Genomic DNA, 13,893 nt, shown 5'->3' with positions numbered 1-13,893 from the left:
ATGAAATTTGTAAGGTTTGCTATACAAGATAGTCGTCATACAGGTGTACTAAAAGAGGATACGATCAGCGTTATTGAAGGAAATATATTTGAGAAGTGGGACTATACAGGGCAGACTTTTTCACCGAGTGAAGTAAGGCTTTTGGCTCCTTTAGAGCCGAATCAAATTATTGGAATAGGCGCTAATTATGCAGCTGCAAAGTCGGAGCTGCCAAAAGAAATGCCTTCTATTCCTGTCTTCTTTTTTAAGCCCACATCCTCTGTGATTGGTCCAAACGAAGACATTGTCATTCCAACTGCCATTAAGCACGTCAAGTTTGAGTCTGAGCTTGCAGTTATTATTGGAAAAGAAGCGAAGAACATCGCAGTAGAAGACGTACAGGACTATATATTTGGGTATACAATTGGAAACGATGTAACGGCTCCGGATTATTTTCATAAAGACGGGCACTGGACCATTGGAAAATCCTTTGATTCATTTACGCCTCTTGGCCCCGTAATCGAAACAGAGCTTGATCTTAAGTCCATTCATGTAAAAGCGTTTTTAAATGGCGTTGAAAAACAAAACAGCTCGACAGATTTAATGATTATTTCGGTTGGAGAAATGATTGCTTACCTATCTACTGTTATGACCCTTAAGCCGGGAGATGTGGTTTTAACAGGAAGTCCGGTCGGCGCGGAGCTGGTGAGCGCAAACGATGTTATTGCATGCACCATCCGAGAAATTGGGACCCTCCAAAATCCGTTTGTTGCAGAGAAAGAACGTGTAAACGTATAAAAGTGATAAAAAATGCCCGGCAGTAAAATGACACATAGAGGAGAGAGGAAAAATGGAGCGAGAAAATATGGTTAAGTCTGTAAGCCGGGCATTGGACATTGTCACAATTGTCAGCATGGAAAGAGAAGGGGTAGGGGTGACAGAAATTGCAAAGCAAATGGACATTAATAAAAGCTCCGTATACCGTATTCTAACTACTCTTGCTCAGTATGGCTATATTGAACAAGATCAAGAAAGCGGGCGGTACAAGCTTGGGTATAAGTTTTTAGAAGTAAGTTCAAAGCTTTTAGATTCTATTGATCTACGAACGGAAGCAAAGCCGTTTTTGCAAGAACTTGAAAGTGAGACAAATGAAGTTATTCATCTTGTTGTCTACGATCAAGGTGAAGTAGTGTATATTGAAAAGCTAGAAGGAAATCAGACGCTGCGCATGCACTCAAAAGTGGGGAAAAGAGCGCCTATGCACTGTACGTCTGTCGGTAAAGCTATCCTAGCTTTTTTACCGCTTAACACGGTAACAAGCATTCTTGAAAGAAAAGGCTTACCAGCTCATACCGATCACACCATTACAGATGAAGAAAGCTTTCTCCGGGAACTTTCAGAAGTGAAGCAAAAGGGATATGCGCTGGATTTAGAAGAAAATGAATACGGAATTACTTGCATCGCAGCCCCTATCTTTGATCACCTTGGTCAAGTCGTTGCTGCAGTCAGCATTTCCGGTGCTACGATGCGTATGACCAATGAGCGATTAACGTACCTTCAAGAACGCATGGTTGATATAGGCAAGAACATTTCGGAGCGGCTCGGCTACAAAACGGAATCTGTGAAAGACAAAAGTTTGTTCTGATTCTTAGAGAACAAACTTTTTCTATATAATAATCTGTAAAATAACGTAATTATATTATGTAAACTATAGGCTAGGATTTTTAATTGATGTTTTATTCATGATACAATAAAGTTGTTAGAATATATACGTAAAGGAGATAAATTATGGAACAGTTTGAGCGCAATATTGAAAAGTACGCCGAGCTAGCTGTAAAAGTCGGTGTAAACATTCAAAAAGGGCAAGTATTAAACATTAATGCTGATATTTCTTCCGCTGATTTTGTTCGTGAGATTGCGAAAAAAGCGTACGAAGCCGGAGCAAAGTCTGTTGATGTAGACTGGCATGACGATCATTTAGTTCGTTTGAAATATGAAAAAGCGGATGAATCTGTATTTAATGAATTTCCTGCTTGGAAAGCTCAGGCAAGAGAAGAGCTTGTGAAAAACGGAGGCGCTGTTTTATCTGTAATTTCAAGCGGTCCTGACTTACTAAAAGGAGTAGACGGCAAACGTATTGCTGCGTTCCAAAAAGTAAGCGGAAAAGCAATGAAAAAATTCCGTGAAGCGATCCAATCTGATAAAATCAGCTGGTCCATCGTAGCTGTTCCTTCGAAAGACTGGGCAGCTAAAGTATTTCCTGACGTTCCAGAAGAACAGCAGCAAGAAAAACTATGGGAAGCTATTTTTAAATCTGTGCGCGTAGACCAAGAAGATCCAGTGGCCGCATGGGAAGAGCATAATGCTTCATTACATACAAAAGTAGACATTTTAAATGAAAAGAGATTTTCTAAGCTTCACTATAAAGCGCCAGGAACAGATTTAACAATTGAACTTCCTGACAAACATATTTGGGTGGGCGCAGGCAGTGTTAATGAAGAGGGTAACTCGTTCATGGCCAATATGCCAACAGAAGAAGTATTTACACTTCCAAAAAAAGACGGCGTAAATGGTCAAGTAACAAGCACAAAACCGCTTAGCTACGCAGGAAACTTAATTGAAAACTTCACGCTAACATTTGAAAACGGAAAAATTGTGGATGTAAAAGCAGAAGAAGGCGAAGAAACGTTAAAGCACCTAATTGAAACAGATGAAGGTGCCAAATACTTAGGAGAAGTAGCCTTAGTACCGCATCAATCGCCAATTTCTCAGTCAAACATCATTTTCTACAACACGCTGTTTGACGAAAATGCATCCAACCATTTAGCCATCGGCAGCTCGTATTCCTTCTGTTTAGAAGGCGGAAAAACGATGTCTAAAGAAGAGCTATCACAAAACGGAGCAAACGACAGCATCACCCACGTTGACTTCATGATTGGCTCAGCTGAAATGGACATCGACGGCATTAAAGCTGACGGTACAAGCGAGCCTGTGTTTAGAAAAGGGAACTGGGCGTTTTGAATTAAATAAATAACAATAATAAAAGCTTCTGCGCTACATCCGCAGAAGCTTTTATTGTGATCACTAAATTTCTGTAAAACTGAGATTTTATATATCTTACACGCGATTACGCTTTAAAATAAAACGGTAGCAAGTTATTTTTAAGTTTGTACATCAGTTGTAGAATCAGGAGCAAAGTTAACAACTTCCAAAACTATAGGAGAACCTGTTAAAACGCTAGATCCTGCAGGAACAGTAATAGCTAAAGAACCGACACCCGTGGCTCCTGGCGTATATGTGGAAAGGCCAGCCATTTGTAAAACGCCGTTGATATACACATTGTAATAGCTGTTATCCGTAGCTAAAGCTGGAAGTGCAGTAGCCGCGCCACCTGTATCACCAAAAAAGTCAGCGGCATCTATTGTTAAAGTAGTTGCACCCGTAGTTGTAGCAGTTGCTGTATAAAAGAAACGTGAGACGGTTGGGCTGGCTGTTACAGTGGTAGCAGCGGCTATAGCGAGTTTCATAATTTGAAGAGGCATAAATGTGTTACCTCCTTTCATGTTCTATCCTTCAATATATGCATTTGTTCCTTCTGAGGAATAGGTTTAATGGCATAAATTTAATTCTTAAAGACTATAACTAAACTAAGTACATCTGTGAAGGAGAGTCTTTCTTGAAAAAAAAATCTTACGGCTGCGATAAGTATGCACCTTCTTGTTCAACACCTTTTATTAAGCTTCCCGTGTTGCCTCAGCAGGAATTTAGGTATATATTCCCGAAAAAAGTTCGCATCTTTGAATACTATACCGTAGCCGGAGGCAGCAAGCGCATCTTTACAGATCAAGATGCGTTAAAAGAATATGGCACTCAGCGTATATTGGATCCTGAGAGCTACTCATACAGTAATCTATTCATAAACGGTGTGTTGCAGCCTTCCTCCAATTACAGCGTCCAAAAAGGACTTCTTATCATTAACACAGAGGATATTCCTTTAGAAAAATCGCCCGTGATTTTACAAATGATTAAAGTAATCTAACTTTCAACCACAAAATGCGAAGCACACATGCCTGGAAATAAAAAAACAAGGTGAACGTTAGTCAGTTCCACCTTGCTGTGATTCTTCTTTTTTAACCGGAGCGTCACGCTTGAACATGTGATAGTAGGTAAACCCCAAGCATAGAGCGCCGGCGATTGAACAAAAATATTGCAAAAAACGGACGAAATCCATTGAAATGACCTCCCATTTTCAGTTTCGCTTCTAGTATGTACAGGGAAGTGAAATAATATGTGAAAAAGGGAGGTTTTCTCTTATAGTTCGTATGGTTCTTGAAGAGTAAGGTAAGGCTGCTGATCTTCAAGACCAAGACGCTTATTTAATTGTCTTTTCATTAAATCGTACTGGTAGATGAGGTGAAATTGATTTTTTTTCGGTGTTTCACAGCGAATGTAGGTTTCTTGCCCGTTCTTGTCTGTGAAATGAATGGTTAACTCACCGAAATAGCGTTGAACAGGAGCTCCGTGAAGGCCTTTTTCATTTTTGACAACCTTTGAAAATTCTGCTCGTTGAATACGGTTAAATGGAATAATAGCTACTTGATTGATAACAAGACGCTGATCGTACATGTCAATTTTAGATATGGAAATTTGATTAATTCCTTCTGCAAATTTAACATGCCCGTTTACAGAAACAAGCGGTTTGCGATCCTCAGGATCAACAGCGCCTTGAGGTCGCTTAATGACGTAGAAGCTAGCTACGCCAAGTGCTACGATACCAACCACAACAATAAGTGCAAACATCATTTTGCATTCCACCTCCTGAGTATAGATGTGTAATCTGAATTTAACAGCAAGCTGTTCCAGTTGCCATATTGCCTCAACAATGAGGATAGAGAAAAGCAGTTCGGCAGTTCATTATAAGTATATACATACGTTCGACAATATGGTGTGATATTCCTTCTTATTATGACTTTTTTACGACAAAATGGGCAAAACTCTTTCCGAAAATGAAGTGAATCAGTTACAATTTAAGGATAAGGTACCAAATTTCTTTTCTATCTCAAAAAAGTGCAGAAAAGCGTAAAAAATTCTAGGTACTTTCTCATATTTTTACTATTTTTATAGAATTTATTCCAATTTCTAATCCTTTATCGTGTATAATCTCTTGTGTGCAGCATGATATACATAAAGGTGTAAGGAGGCACAGTTCATTGTCTTTATCAGCAAAAAAGATATTATTATTAGTTTTAGTAGTTATATGTTTAGTGTTAGTTGTGATGCAATTCATAAATCGATCAGCAGAGCCGACTTCTGGACAGGCCCAAGAAACACTGAGTAAGCTTCCTGAACAAGAAACCGTTAAAGAAAAAGCGAAAGGCGACGAGGAAGCGCACAAATATCGAGTGTATTATATTACTATTGAAAAAATCGAAAATGGTACATACAGCGGAACAACAAAAGAAGGAACGGGCATTAAATTTTCCGATAAAAATTTAAATGAACCGATTCCAAGTAATTTGAAAAAAGGGGATATCGTTAAAGCATACTTTGATCTTGAATATAGCACGAAAGGTCTAGTCAAAGTAGAAAAGGTAGACGAGATACCCGATGATGACGAGAGCTCAAGTTAATTGAGCTCTTTTTTTGTGTTTTACGAATGTGGTAAAATATTGAATATATAGATACGATACAGGGGGAAGAAGATGATAGCAGCAATTATAGTAGTAGCGGTAATTCTTTTAGTTTTGATTATTAAAGGGGTTGCAAAGTCGAGAAGATTTCGCTTGTATAAAGAGGAGCTTCCAGATGAGCTCGGAATATATAAAGATAATGGCTTTGAAGATATTGTTCATTCACTAGAAGATTCTTTACCGGCAGCCTATGTTCAGCAAGTGAAACAGCGCATGAAAGGAAAAAATACAAAAGACGATGAAGTGGAATGGACGTTTTTTGAGATGAAGCGCTACTTTTTATTAAATGCAGTCATCAAAGACGTACCGATGTTTAGTGCAAAAGTGGATGAAGTATGGCATGAAATGATTATGTTTACAGTAGATTATGAGCGTTTTACAGAACACTTTTTCAACCGCTTTTTGCATCACCAGCCAAATGTAGAAACAGCTCCATCCCCACAGCCGGATAAGCGAGCGTTCTTCGATTGGATGTATGCTCATTTGTTTGACATAACGGGTAACAGCCGACTGCTTTGGGGGAAATTTTTTCAGCATCCGCTTGATAAAAGTACGCTTCAAGATTTTCAAAGGTTATCAGAAGATGAATTACTAGATCGCTATTTTTTAAGAAACGGCAAATGGGAAAAACAGCAGAGAGCCCTGATTCAAACGTTAAAAGAAGAAGTCACTGCTGCACGAAAAAGAAAAAAAACGGGCGGATCAACTTATTTTAAAAAAGCGGCTAAAAAAGGAAATGTATCAAACGAACTTCTTCTTCAAGGCTTTGTTTTTTATTCTCTCTACAAAGCTACCAACTTTTCAAGCCATATGAATGAACTGTTGCTATATAAAAAGACGATGTATGCGGGAGAGACAGCCTCTTACAGTGGGTATAGCTGTTCAAGCCCCTGGGAAGACAACCGCCACCATCACCACAACGATGGAGGTCATCACCATCATGACAGCGGCAGCAGCTGTTCAAGCTCTAGCTGCGGGAGTGGGTGCAGCAGCAGCTAATAAAGTAAAAAAACTCGTATAAAACGAGTTTTTTTACTTTAAATGCAACGACGACAAAATGATTCACTGACAAGCAGTGAAAAATTTGGTATAATCGTTACGTTTTTAAAAAGGAGAGACAGCGAAAATGAATATTTTATGGGACTTTGATGGAACCATCTTTGATACCTATCCGACTATCGTGAAAGCATTCAAAGAATTACTAACAGATCAAACGATTTCAGAAGATGATATTTTAAAACAAATGAAAATATCTTCTGACGTAGCAATCAAGCATTTTGATATTGAAAAGTCTTTGTTTGATAAACACTTCCATGTGCTCGAACAAAAAATCAATCCTAAAGATAAGCCTGCTTTTTCTCACGTAGAAGACGTACTGAGCTTTGCGGATACAAATGTAATTGTTACGCACAAGTCTAGACAATCTACGCTTGATATCCTGGCATTTTTTAATATGGAGCACTACTTCACGGAGATTATTACAAAGGATGATGGCTACAAACGAAAGCCTGATAGCGGAGCTTATGCCTATCTTCACGATAAGTATCAGCTCGATTTAGTAATTGGGGATCGCGAACTCGACTTAAAACCTGCCCGTGAACTGGGAATTAAAACATGTGCATTTCAAAATAACGATATTGAAGCAGATTATCACCTTACATCATATGATCAATTCTTTACAACGGTCGTAAATAAAAACTCGTGAAGCTATTCTTCACGAGTTTTTATTTGTTCAGGTGTATGTATTTCGGGGATTTCACCGAGCGTGTAGTTCGCTACTTTTGTAATGTTACTATTAGCAAAAAAATAAAACTCTCCGTCGACTCCGCGAATTTTTGTCGTGCGCAATCCAATTTCTTCAACAGTTCCTTTCGTATCATTTATAGATACGTGATCTCCTACTGAGAATTGATCTTCAAATAGAATAAAAAACCCATTTAAAATATCTTTAATCAAATTCTGTGCACCTAAGCCTGTAATAAACCCTGCTACGCTAATACCAGCTAAAAGTGCTTTCATATTAATTCCGATTGCCTCTAAAGACGTAATAAGTGCAATAAAATACACAACGTACATGACAATGCTCAGACAAAGTTTTTTCAGCGTTATTTCTTTTCGTTCGTTGTACCTCAGCAGTTTAGTTTTAAATCTGAAATCAAAGATTTTATTAATGACACTGCGAGCAAACCGGATGACAATTTGAGCAATGATAAAAATGAGGATAATCTTTATGATTACTTCACTAATGTCAATCCACCTACCGGTATTAAATAAAGTTTGCTGTACCCACTGTATGTATTTCATGACTAAGTCCCTTTCTTGCTTTATAAATTTTTCTCTACTGAATAGTATAATTTATTTTAAAAAATATACTACTAGAATTTATTAAGAGGCGTTTGAACTATTGTTTTATTTTAATTTATTTGTATTTGGTATATGTAATGAAAACTCCTTAATTTAGAAAAAGTGAAAATCCTCAGGTATAGATATTTTTAAAACATTTCTTTATACAAATATTAAATAAAATCTTATAGCAGAGATTAGTATAGATCTTATTAGCAAACATTATATACAGATATTAAAGAAAGAAAAATCCTCTAAAAACCCAATGATATCAAGGGTTAGAAAGAAAATAGCTTTTCAATAAATAACTGTGTGGAAAATAGCCCTTTTTTGTGAACAGCATCCTTTGGCTAAAGGATGTTTTTTATCGTAGTAGATATGGAATCTATTTTATTTACTATGTTTTTTCTTCTACAATAGATGGATTTTAAAATCAATAGTATGAAGATTGCTGTTAAAAGTATGAATTATTTCCACTGTGGGTAAAAGTAGTTATGTTAAAGAGTAAATAACCTGGAAATTATCGTTAATAAAAAAATAAAAGGGATGTTTTTATTAATAAAGAGGATGATCTAACAGTCATTGAATATGTTTTCTTTCTTTTGTGGATAAGTATGAAGGTGTTTTTTTAGTAATATTCCATAGTTATACACAAGAAATATCATTTATTTAAACTCATTACGTTTATATAGATAGGATAATGAAATTTGAGAGCTGAAAAAATGGGTGTTTGTTTGTACTATTTGTATCAAAAAGAGAGGAGAAGGGATAGAAAATAAAAAAAAGGCATGCCAAAGAAGCCCCTTATGAAGCTGTAAGTTCGGCAGGGACTTGATCTTGAAGATTTTTTGAAAGCTCTTTTCGAATGAGCGTACGGATTTTCCCACCGTAATTTTCAACGACTTGAGCATCATGGCTGAAGAAGGCCTGTTCAATCAATGTATAAAGGGCAGACTTCACTCGTTCAATACCATATTCAAAAGAAAGCTGAACCAAATCAGCGATGTCTTCGTTTTGGAATGAAGACATAACAATTCCTGTAGAATCTGTGCTGTGTCCAGATAATTTTACAAAAGTCTCTTCAATAGTACGTCGAATCGCCGCATCGTATTGATCTCTCTTTTCTTGTTTTGACATCTTGCCATTTTTAGCTCCGTCTTTTAAAACAAAGAAAATAGTAGATCCTTGGACAACGGTTTTAAATGCGCTCGCCTGCGTTTCAGCTATTTTTTGCATCATACCCTTGTAGTGAGTATATTTCGGCGTAAAAATTTTATAGTCATTAAAGCTAATTTTTGAAGTGTTTTCTCCAGGATTAAACTGACGCTTAATCGTATCGTTGTCATAAACCAATTCTTTGCGCAGCTCTAAGCGAAGGGCATTTACGTTTTCAATTAGAATAAGTTCTTCAAAGCGAGTATATTCTAATTCCATAAACCCAAAGCCGTGTTCTTCAAAATATTGAGGGTAGGGAACAATAAAAATATTGATTCCTTTGCCGCTGCGAGAATAGGAAATTAATTCTGTTTCTGCTAATACTACATTGTTGTTGCGAACTGTTCGAACTGTACAATTCAAAGCGGCTGCAATCTCTTTTTCAGAAACATCACAAATAATACCTCTTTCATCAACGTGAAGGAAGTGATAAAAAATTAATTGTGAAATTTGAGATTTAGATAAACGGTGATGTTCTGCCACTGTTTTGATTGTAGGGTTCCCATGAGCGTCTAGGTCCATGTGATCTTCAATATCTTTATATTTTTCTACGGTGCTAGACAATTGGCGAATAATTTGTTTTCCAATTTTCGCAAATTCTTTTTTTATCATGAGAATCCCTCCAATCTATTTCATATCAACAATAATTTATTAGGGTAAAATAACAAAGAATACCTTGTGAAAATTATATCAATAAGAAACAGAATCGCAAACGAACGAGTAGTACGCGAAAAACGGCAAAAGGTTCAAAGAATGCTGTCATAGCAAGGGATTCAGCGTATAGGTTTTTTAGTACGACAAAAACGGCAAAAGCAAGCAAGCGCCGGTAGAACAGTGTTTGTTACGATCAGTAAAAATCAAAAAAAACTTTATGCGTTTTAGTACGTAAAAAACGGCAAAAGGCTCAATATAGTACGCCGAAAATAGCAAAAGTGAAGAGTGGTACGCCAAAAACAGCAAAAGTGATCTCGATTCACCTAAAAAAAGGGAAAAAAATCACTTCTCTGATCGCTGTAAATAACACAATGAATTTCAATAGTACGTCAAAAATGGCAAAAGCTATTTTTAGTACGTGAAAAACGTCAAAAACGACCTGGTAGTACGCTAAAAACAGCAAAAGTTATCGTTTGGTACGTCAAAAATGGCAAAAGCTTTATATATGCTGCGAAAAAAATAAAAAATAGGGTTTGAAAAGGACATAACAAAGGGAAAAGCAATGTTTAGTACGCAGAAAACGGCAAAAGTAGTGAAGGAGTACGTCAAAAATGGCAAAAGGTAGGATTGTTTTACGAAAAAAAGAGAATAATTAACAATTAATAAGTGATGACGAGTAAATAAAATGAATTTAGTACGTCAAAAACAGCAAAAGAAGCAAAGTAGTACGTCAAAAACAGCAAAAGACAGTAATTAGTACGCAGAAAACGGCAAAAGTAGCGGAGGAGTACGTCAAAAACGGCAAAAGCTTTTGTGTAGTACGTTAAAAATGACAAAACTTCCAAACTATGAAATGAAAATAGAGGGAGATTTTGTATCAAAAAGACGAAAATGGCAAAATGTCAAATAAAAAAGGAAGGGAATGATTTACCCTTCCAATGTTTCTCTATGTTCTCCTCCAAAATAGTCTTGAATTTCATAATTTTGAAGAGGAATAAAAGAGATTTCAAATCCTTGAAGTTTTTGCTGATAACTTTGGATCAGTACTTGATTGCTAACAAATTCTGCTAGAGATTCATTAATTAATTTTAGGTTTACATCAATTTTCTTTGAACGAAAACGAACTTTTGAAGCAAAATATTGATACGGGTAAAAATGAGTGTAAGACTTTTCTTGTAAATAACAGTCTAAACGCTCTTTTTGAAATGCATAAAGCAGTAAAGAAGACAGCGAGTTATCTTTAAACTTTTTAATAACATCACTGTAAATTTGTACAAACTGCTGATTTAAAAAGCCTTGATGCGTATCATCGCTAAATACAATCGTTGCATATCGTCTGCCCGTTACTTCATCGGTTTCAATAACAGCCTTTTGAAAGAAGTTGATCGCAAATTTTGTATCTCTGGAATTTTTCTTCTTTGCTACACCTTCTACGTGATATCTGGCAATTTTCATAATGCGGGCTTCAACGGCTTCATAGTTTTTTACACCTTTTGAATTATAAATTTCTTTCACGATATCCGCTAAATCAAGAGTCACCGTTTTTTCTTTATAAAACATCTCGTCGCGCTGTGAAAGAGCAAACTGGATAATTTGGGAATCTTTTGGGTCTAAAACCATATTTCGTTTGGAAAGAACCGTTTGATTATCATTCACAGGGATAATGGTGCGAATGAAATATTCTTCATCAACTTTATAGTCATTATATAAAACGACTTCTTGGGAGTTTGTTTTAACTTCCATATTGGTTTTAAGAGAATGACTTTCGTTTGAGAAGATAGGCGCCTCTACCCACGAATTTAATCGTTTATCAATCCAGTTGCTTAAATTTCCATTGTATTTTTCTAAGATGATTTCCGCAATTAAAAAAGTAAAGTCCGTGTGAAATGCTTTCTCTATTTGATAATTCATTTTTGAATCTAAATAAGGAAAATCGGTAATGTTTGTTTTTTTGCTTTTAGCCCATGCCTCTACTTCTTTTAACTTTATCTTTAAAATATCTTCAGGTTTTTCCACGCCAAACAGCTTTTTTAAGTGTTCGGTATCCACTTTTTTATCCATCACTTTTTTGGCTAATTCAATGTCTTCAAAAATAGGATTAGGCTTTTCTGCTTTAATATCTTTTTTTAATGTTTGCAGCCAGTTTTTCTTATTTGATTGTCTTCTTTTGTAGGCTGGGTTTCGTATTTCCTTAGGATTTATTAATTTATTCTCTAAAACAAACGTATCTTGCAATATATTTAAAATGTAGTCTTCTATAAAATCTTTTTCATTCGAAAAAAACGAATGAGAATCATATAAAAAGTCTATGCACTTTGCTTTGATATTGTCATCGATCGCATCGCTGATTTGTTTAATAAGGTAAGGAGAAAAATTGGATGGTTCGTTCATGTTGACCTCCTCTGTATGTATTTAATCTGTAACACTCTTATTATATCTTTTTTGAACGATACTCTAAAGGCTAAAAGGAAAATTCGTTTTTGTGAATGCTGTTTTATATCAAATTAGCCTAACCAGCTATTAGTATATAAAGGCTTATTGCAAATATAAAATTCTTTCTTTATAGCGCTTGTACAATTTTAGATGTAAGGAGAGTATTATAGTAGCTTTATAAAAGAGAAAAGCAAAGTACATTCATTGAGTTTGAAAATGGAAAAGTTTATACTTGCCAAGTACAATCTTTTTACAAATAGGGGGAATAAATATGTTGTTAAAACCTAAAGCAATTTTTTTAGATATGGACGGTACGATATTAAATCGCTCCAACAAAGTAAGTATTCAAACAAAAGAAACCATTGACGAATTACGAAAACAGGGAATTTTTGTTTTTATTGCTACGGGAAGAGCGTTTGATGAAATAGAAGAGTTAGTTCCTGAAGGCTTTCAAGTAGATGGATTTATCACATCAAATGGTATGGCAGGATACGTAGGAAAAGAATCAGTCTTTCAGCATTCGCTTTCACTTCAATTGGTGGAAACTATTATTGAAAAAGCAAGAGCGAACAAGGTATACTACGAGCTTTTCCCGTATGGCACACCTCGCGTGACGTTAAAACAAGATCAGCCGTATGTTGAAAATGAAATTAAAGAGCCAAAGCCAGACAGTGTGGAAATTAACGAATGGCTTTCTCGTAAACAAGCAATTAAAGAAGAAATTGACTGGAAAGATTCCGTAGAAGGAAGTGAATTTTCAAAGTTCTATTTCTTTGCAAGAACGCACGAGCATATCGATAAATGGAAAGAAGAGCTTGAAAAACTCAAGCAAGAAACAGACTTTACAACTTCTACTTCATCTAAACACAATGTCGAAGTGATGGTGGCAAACGTAAATAAAGCAACGGGAATTCAGCAAATGCTAAAACATTTTAATTTGCCCGAGCAAGACATTCTAGCAATTGGCGACAGCAACAATGATTTACCAATGTTTCAGTTTGCCAGCTACGCTGTAGCTATGAAAAACGCGCCGGATCATATTAAAGAAATTGTCGATGACATAACGGAATTTAACTGTGACGAAAACGGCGTATCTCATTATCTTTCTAAATTTTTATTACAAAAAGCTACTAGAAGTAATCCCGTTTTATAAAAATGAATCTATTTCACGACAATGCATTATAACCAGCTCTTCAAAACATCGTCTTTTAGGCGATGTTTTTAGTATACATAAGGTGAAAAGTAAACCGTTCATTATTTTTATTTATAAACAACATAATTATATAACTATCCTCGTACCTATCCCTGCAAAACACCTCTCAGCCCTGATGAGTGCCACCATGCCAAAGCATAAAACATTTTAAAATCTAAACTTTTTCTTTCTTCAAACTTTTTATAAAATGCGCAGAAAAGGGATTGTATCTCCGTATATTTAATGCTAATATAACATTTAATGAAAATAGTATAACATATTTATCTTTATTTCATAATTAGTATGACATAAATTCTTAATTTAATTGTTTTGTTAAAGTGTTTATAATCACAGTGACCAGCATATTTATCTATTCATTACTATTAA

Annotated in this window: 14 protein-coding genes; 8 read left to right on the top strand and 6 right to left on the bottom strand. The window is 35.7% G+C overall.

The genetic code is table 11. The features are described 5' to 3' along the window. From ACMX9J_RS05385 to ACMX9J_RS05375, 3 genes are all read left to right on the top strand, one after another. Entirely contained in the window at positions 1-777 is a 777-nt protein-coding gene (locus ACMX9J_RS05385; RefSeq protein WP_034268931.1) for a fumarylacetoacetate hydrolase family protein, read from the top strand. 52 nt (positions 778-829) lie between these two features. Further along, positions 830-1,624 (top strand): IclR family transcriptional regulator, encoded by a 795-nt coding sequence (locus tag ACMX9J_RS05380; protein ID WP_034268928.1) that lies wholly within the window; start codon positions 830-832, stop codon positions 1,622-1,624. Positions 1,625-1,767: 143 nt separating this feature from the next. Next, positions 1,768-3,000 carry an aminopeptidase gene (locus tag ACMX9J_RS05375; RefSeq protein WP_034268925.1) on the top strand — a complete coding sequence of 411 codons (1,233 nt, stop codon included), beginning with the start codon at positions 1,768-1,770 and terminating at the stop codon, positions 2,998-3,000. A 140-nt stretch (positions 3,001-3,140) separates the two neighbouring features. On the opposite strand, the gene ACMX9J_RS05370 is transcribed toward ACMX9J_RS05375, so the two are convergent. After that, the gene (locus tag ACMX9J_RS05370; protein WP_045292351.1) at positions 3,141-3,521 is read right to left on the bottom strand and encodes a DUF4183 domain-containing protein; all 381 of its coding nucleotides are present in this window, start codon (positions 3,519-3,521) and stop codon (positions 3,141-3,143) included. 134 nt (positions 3,522-3,655) lie between these two features. Between ACMX9J_RS05370 and ACMX9J_RS05365 the strand changes: the two genes are divergently transcribed. Further along, positions 3,656-4,018: a DUF4183 domain-containing protein gene (locus ACMX9J_RS05365; RefSeq protein WP_232217028.1), complete on the top strand. Its 363-nt coding sequence runs from the start codon at positions 3,656-3,658 to the stop codon at positions 4,016-4,018. 57 nt (positions 4,019-4,075) lie between these two features. Here the strand turns inward: ACMX9J_RS05365 and ACMX9J_RS05360 are convergent, their stop codons facing one another. Together ACMX9J_RS05360 and ACMX9J_RS05355 are read right to left on the bottom strand one after the other, a co-directional pair. After that, positions 4,076-4,210 carry a hypothetical protein gene (locus ACMX9J_RS05360; RefSeq protein WP_013083673.1) on the bottom strand — a complete coding sequence of 45 codons (135 nt, stop codon included), beginning with the start codon at positions 4,208-4,210 and terminating at the stop codon, positions 4,076-4,078. Positions 4,211-4,290: 80 nt separating this feature from the next. Beyond that, positions 4,291-4,782 (bottom strand): hypothetical protein, encoded by a 492-nt coding sequence (locus ACMX9J_RS05355; protein WP_028409022.1) that lies wholly within the window; start codon positions 4,780-4,782, stop codon positions 4,291-4,293. Positions 4,783-5,189: 407 nt separating this feature from the next. Here ACMX9J_RS05355 and ACMX9J_RS05350 point away from each other — a divergent pair, with 407 nt between their 5' ends. From ACMX9J_RS05350 to ACMX9J_RS05340, 3 genes are all read left to right on the top strand, one after another. Further along, a complete protein-coding gene (locus tag ACMX9J_RS05350; RefSeq protein ID WP_028412901.1) occupies positions 5,190-5,609 on the top strand; it encodes a hypothetical protein in 420 nt (139 codons plus the stop codon). A 72-nt stretch (positions 5,610-5,681) separates the two neighbouring features. Next, positions 5,682-6,668, top strand: coding sequence for a hypothetical protein (locus ACMX9J_RS05345; RefSeq protein ID WP_416225509.1), 987 nt, complete (start codon positions 5,682-5,684; stop codon positions 6,666-6,668). A 127-nt stretch (positions 6,669-6,795) separates the two neighbouring features. Beyond that, on the top strand, positions 6,796-7,374 hold the full coding sequence (locus ACMX9J_RS05340; RefSeq protein ID WP_033579376.1) for an HAD-IA family hydrolase: 579 nt from the start codon (positions 6,796-6,798) through the stop codon (positions 7,372-7,374). Positions 7,375-7,376: 2 nt separating this feature from the next. Here ACMX9J_RS05340 and ACMX9J_RS05335 read toward each other — a convergent pair whose 3' ends face one another. From ACMX9J_RS05335 to ACMX9J_RS05325, 3 genes are all read right to left on the bottom strand, one after another. After that, a complete protein-coding gene (locus ACMX9J_RS05335) occupies positions 7,377-7,973 on the bottom strand; it encodes a mechanosensitive ion channel family protein (protein WP_028412904.1) in 597 nt (198 codons plus the stop codon). An 843-nt stretch (positions 7,974-8,816) separates the two neighbouring features. Beyond that, positions 8,817-9,839: a hypothetical protein gene (locus ACMX9J_RS05330; protein ID WP_416225508.1), complete on the bottom strand. Its 1,023-nt coding sequence runs from the start codon at positions 9,837-9,839 to the stop codon at positions 8,817-8,819. A 969-nt stretch (positions 9,840-10,808) separates the two neighbouring features. Next, complete coding sequence (locus ACMX9J_RS05325; RefSeq protein ID WP_013083667.1) at positions 10,809-12,272, bottom strand: hypothetical protein; 1,464 nt, start codon at positions 12,270-12,272, stop codon at positions 10,809-10,811. Between the two features lie 313 nt (positions 12,273-12,585). Here ACMX9J_RS05325 and ACMX9J_RS05320 point away from each other — a divergent pair, with 313 nt between their 5' ends. Further along, positions 12,586-13,467, top strand: coding sequence for an HAD family hydrolase (locus ACMX9J_RS05320; protein WP_033579374.1), 882 nt, complete (start codon positions 12,586-12,588; stop codon positions 13,465-13,467). Positions 13,468-13,893 lie beyond the last annotated feature (426 nt).

The organism is Priestia sp. RMT2NF4 (assembly GCF_047872835.1).
Lineage (GTDB): Bacteria > Bacillota > Bacilli > Bacillales > Bacillaceae_H > Priestia > Priestia zanthoxyli.
This window is presented reverse-complemented; position numbering and strand designations above follow the sequence as displayed.

Bases quoted from the DNA above. Each gene is read 5' to 3' on its own strand.
- ACMX9J_RS05345 (WP_416225509.1), top strand. From the start codon at position 5,682: ATGATAGCAGCAATTATAGTAGTAGCGGTAATTCTTTTAGTTTTGATT.
- ACMX9J_RS05370 (WP_045292351.1), bottom strand. From the start codon at position 3,521: ATGCCTCTTCAAATTATGAAACTCGCTATAGCCGCTGCTACCACTGTA.
- ACMX9J_RS05335 (WP_028412904.1), bottom strand. From the start codon at position 7,973: ATGAAATACATACAGTGGGTACAGCAAACTTTATTTAATACCGGTAGG.
- ACMX9J_RS05385 (WP_034268931.1), top strand. From the start codon at position 1: ATGAAATTTGTAAGGTTTGCTATACAAGATAGTCGTCATACAGGTGTA.
- ACMX9J_RS05330 (WP_416225508.1), bottom strand. From the start codon at position 9,839: ATGATAAAAAAAGAATTTGCGAAAATTGGAAAACAAATTATTCGCCAA.
- ACMX9J_RS05360 (WP_013083673.1), bottom strand. From the start codon at position 4,210: ATGGATTTCGTCCGTTTTTTGCAATATTTTTGTTCAATCGCCGGCGCT.
- ACMX9J_RS05340 (WP_033579376.1), top strand. From the start codon at position 6,796: ATGAATATTTTATGGGACTTTGATGGAACCATCTTTGATACCTATCCG.
- ACMX9J_RS05375 (WP_034268925.1), top strand. From the start codon at position 1,768: ATGGAACAGTTTGAGCGCAATATTGAAAAGTACGCCGAGCTAGCTGTA.
- ACMX9J_RS05380 (WP_034268928.1), top strand. From the start codon at position 830: ATGGAGCGAGAAAATATGGTTAAGTCTGTAAGCCGGGCATTGGACATT.
- ACMX9J_RS05320 (WP_033579374.1), top strand. From the start codon at position 12,586: ATGTTGTTAAAACCTAAAGCAATTTTTTTAGATATGGACGGTACGATA.
- ACMX9J_RS05355 (WP_028409022.1), bottom strand. From the start codon at position 4,782: ATGATGTTTGCACTTATTGTTGTGGTTGGTATCGTAGCACTTGGCGTA.
- ACMX9J_RS05325 (WP_013083667.1), bottom strand. From the start codon at position 12,272: ATGAACGAACCATCCAATTTTTCTCCTTACCTTATTAAACAAATCAGC.